Annotated in this window: 2 protein-coding genes; both read left to right on the top strand. The window is 62.3% G+C overall.

Annotated elements, in window-relative coordinates; translation table 11 throughout:
- Positions 1-2,328: type II secretion system secretin GspD (gene gspD, locus L8H52_RS30185; RefSeq protein ID WP_242210151.1), on the top strand; the 2,328-nt coding region annotated here is incomplete at its 5' end.
- Between the two features lie 151 nt (positions 2,329-2,479).
- Positions 2,480-3,458, top strand: a 979-nt coding sequence (locus tag L8H52_RS30180) for a GspE/PulE family protein (RefSeq protein WP_242210152.1), incomplete at its 3' end; no start/stop codon positions are given.

The following is a 3,458-nucleotide window of genomic DNA, read 5'->3' as shown; positions in this document are numbered from 1 at the left end:
TTGCTGATGGCGTTGAGCGCGTGCAGCAACACCAGCACGCCGCAAAACCAGCCGCCGTTGTTGGTCGACAGTGAGCTGGGCCGGCCGCTGGCCAACACCCAGCGCAGCGGCGACGCGGTGCTCGACCGCGAACGTGCGCAGGCCCAAGCGCGACCGGCGCCGAAGCAATTGCACAACATCAGCAAGAGTGCGCGCAGTGGGGCGGCGGCGTCGGGCATTGCCTTGCCGAGCAATCCGTTGGGCGATCAACCGGTGACACTGAATTTTGTCGACGCCGATATTCAAGCGGTGGTGCGGGCGTTGGCGCGCTCGACTGGGCAGCAGTTTCTCGTCGATCCTCGGGTCAAGGGCACGCTGACGCTGGTGTCGGAAGGTCAGGTGCCGGCGCGGCAGGCGTACGACATGTTGTTGGCGGCGCTGCGCATGCAGGGTTTTAGCGTGGTCGATGTTGGCGGTGTGGCGCAGGTGGTGCCGGAGGCGGATGCGAAGTTGCTCGGCGGGCCGATTTACAGTGCTGATAAACCGGCGGGCAACGGCATGCTCACCCGGACGTTTCGCCTGCAATATGAGAACGCGGTGAACCTGATTCCGGTGCTGCGGCCGATCGTTTCGCCGAACAACCCGATCAACGCCTATCCGGGCAATAACACCATCGTCATCACCGACTACGCGGAGAATCTGACCCGCGTTGCGCAGTTGATCGCGAGCATTGATTCGCCGAGTGCGATCGACACCGATGTGGTGCAAATCCAGAACGGCATCGCCGCCGACATCGCGCCGATGGTCGCGGATTTGCTCGATGCGCCGGGCAATGATCCGACGCAGAAAATCGCCGTGATTGGTGATCCGCGTTCCAACACCATCATCATTCGCGCCGGCAGCCCGGAGCGTACCGAACTGGCGCGCAATCTGATTTACAAACTGGATAACGCACAGAGCAATCCGAGCAATCTGCATGTGGTTTATCTGCGTAACGCGCAAGCGGCGAAACTGGCGCAGGCACTGCGTGGTTTGCTGACTGGCGAGAGTGACAGCGGCACCAGCGACAGTGCGCGTTCGGTGCTCAGTGCCATGGGCGCAAGTACCGGCGGCAGCGCTGGGCAGAATGGCCAGAGCGGCACGCAAACCAGCGGCAGCACGTCGACCACCAACAGCAGCGGCAGCACGGGCGGCAGTTACGCGCAGGGCAGCAGTGGCAGCACAACCGGCAGCGGCGGTACGCAGAACGGCGATCAGAACGTCGCCTTCAGTGCCGGCGGCGTGACCATTCAGGCTGACACCACCACCAACACCTTGCTGATTTCCGCGCCGGAGCCGTTGTATCGCAACCTGCGCGAGGTGATCGACTTGCTCGATCAGCGCCGCGCGCAAGTTGTGATCGAAAGCCTGATTGTCGAAGTCGGCGAGGACGATGCCAGCGAGTTCGGCGTGCAATGGCAGACCGGCAACCTCGGTGGCAACGGCGTGATCGGTGGCGCGAATCTGGGCGGTTCGGGACTCAACACCAACGGCAAGACCAGTATCGACGTGTTGCCGCAGGGTTTGAATCTGGGCTACGTCAACGGCACGGTGGACATCCCCGGCATCGGCAAGATTCTCGACCTGAAAGTGTTGGCCCGGGCCTTGAAGAGCAAGGGCGGTACCAACGTGCTGTCGACGCCGAACCTGCTGACCCTCGACAACGAAGCGGCGAGTATTTTTGTTGGCCAGACCATTCCGTTTGTCAGTGGCAGTTACGTGACTGGCGGTGGCGGCACCAGCAATAACCCGTTCCAGACCGTGACCCGTGAAGAGGTCGGCCTGAAGCTCAACGTGCGCCCGCAGATTTCCGAGGGCGGCACGGTCAAGCTCGATATCTATCAGGAAGTCAGCAGCATTGATGAGCGGGCTTCGGCCAGTGCCAATTCGGCGGGGATTGTCACCAACAAACGCGCGATCGACACCAGCATCCTGCTCGATGACGGGCAGATCATGGTCCTTGGTGGCTTGCTGCAGGACGGTTACAGCCAGAGCAATGACGCGGTGCCGTGGCTGGGCAGCCTGCCGGGGATCGGTGCGCTGTTTCGCAACGAGCGGCGGGCGATTACCAAGACCAACCTGATGGTGTTTCTGCGTCCGTACATCATCCGCGACAGCGAAGCGGGGCGCAGCATCACCCTCAATCGCTATGACTTCATGCGCCGCGCGCAAGGTGGTTTGCAGCCGGAGCGCAGTTGGGCGATGCCAGACATGCAGGCGCCGCAGTTGCCGACGGCGGCGCAGGGTGTGCCGGCGGTTTTACCTGGGTCGGGCCCGCGCGCCACTATCAAAGCGGTGCCCATCCAATGACTCCGCCATCGCCCCTTGATCTGGAAAACGGACCTGTAGGAGCTGCCGAAGGCTGCGATCTTTTGATCTTGCTCTTCGACGGACCCAAACGGCCAAAGATCAAAAGATCGCAGCCTGCGGCAGCTCCTACAGGAATTGGGGAGGGCATGAGATGAGTGCATTGCCTTACGCCTGGGCCAAGGCGCAGCGGATTCTGTTGTGCGATGGCGTGCTGACCGTTTGCCCGTCAACGCCGGGCTGGTCGATCAGCGAGGCACGGCGGCAGTTTGGCGCGACCACGATTCAGCGCGTGCGCGATGACGAACTCGATGGCTTGCTAGCCGCGGCTTACGCCGACACCGGCAGCGCGGCGGCAGTGGTCGGCGCGGCAGAAAACGAAGTCGACCTCGACCGCCTGATGCAGGACATGCCGGAAATCACCGACCTGCTCGACACTCAGGACGGCGCGCCGGTGATTCGCATGATCAACGCCTTGCTCACCCAAGCGGCGCGCGATGAAGCCAGCGACATCCACATCGAACCGTTCGAAACCCATTCAGTGGTGCGCTATCGCGTCGACGGCACCCTGCGTGACGTGGTCTCGCCGCGCAAGGCGTTGCACGGTGCGCTGGTGTCGCGGATCAAGATCATGGCCCAGCTCGATATCGCCGAAAAACGCCTACCACAGGATGGACGCATTGCTTTGCGCGTGGCCGGGCGGCCGATCGATATTCGTGTCTCCACGGTGCCAACCGGACATGGCGAAAGGGTAGTGATGCGTCTGCTCGACAAACAGGCCGGGCGTCTGCATCTGGAAACCCTCGGCATGGACGCGCAGGTGCTGGCCAAACTTGATCACCTGATCCGCCAGCCCCACGGCATCGTTTTGGTCACCGGGCCAACCGGTAGCGGCAAAACCACGAGCCTCTACGCGGCACTGGCGCGGCTTGATGCGAGCACCAGTAACATTCTTACCGTGGAAGATCCGGTGGAATACGACCTGCCGGGGATCAGCCAGATTCAGGTCAACGCCAAGATCGACATGACTTTTGCCTTGGCGCTGCGGGCGATCCTGCGCCAGGACCCGGACATCATCATGATCGGTGAAATCCGCGATCTCGAAACCGCACAAATCGCCGTGCAGGCTTCGC

Origin of the sequence: Pseudomonas sp. CROZ-RG-20F-R04-15, assembly GCF_022662375.1 — a bacterium.
Taxonomy (GTDB): Bacteria; Pseudomonadota; Gammaproteobacteria; order Pseudomonadales; family Pseudomonadaceae; genus Aquipseudomonas.
The sequence above is the reverse complement of the archived record's forward strand: the minus strand, read 5'-3'. Positions and strand labels throughout refer to the sequence as shown.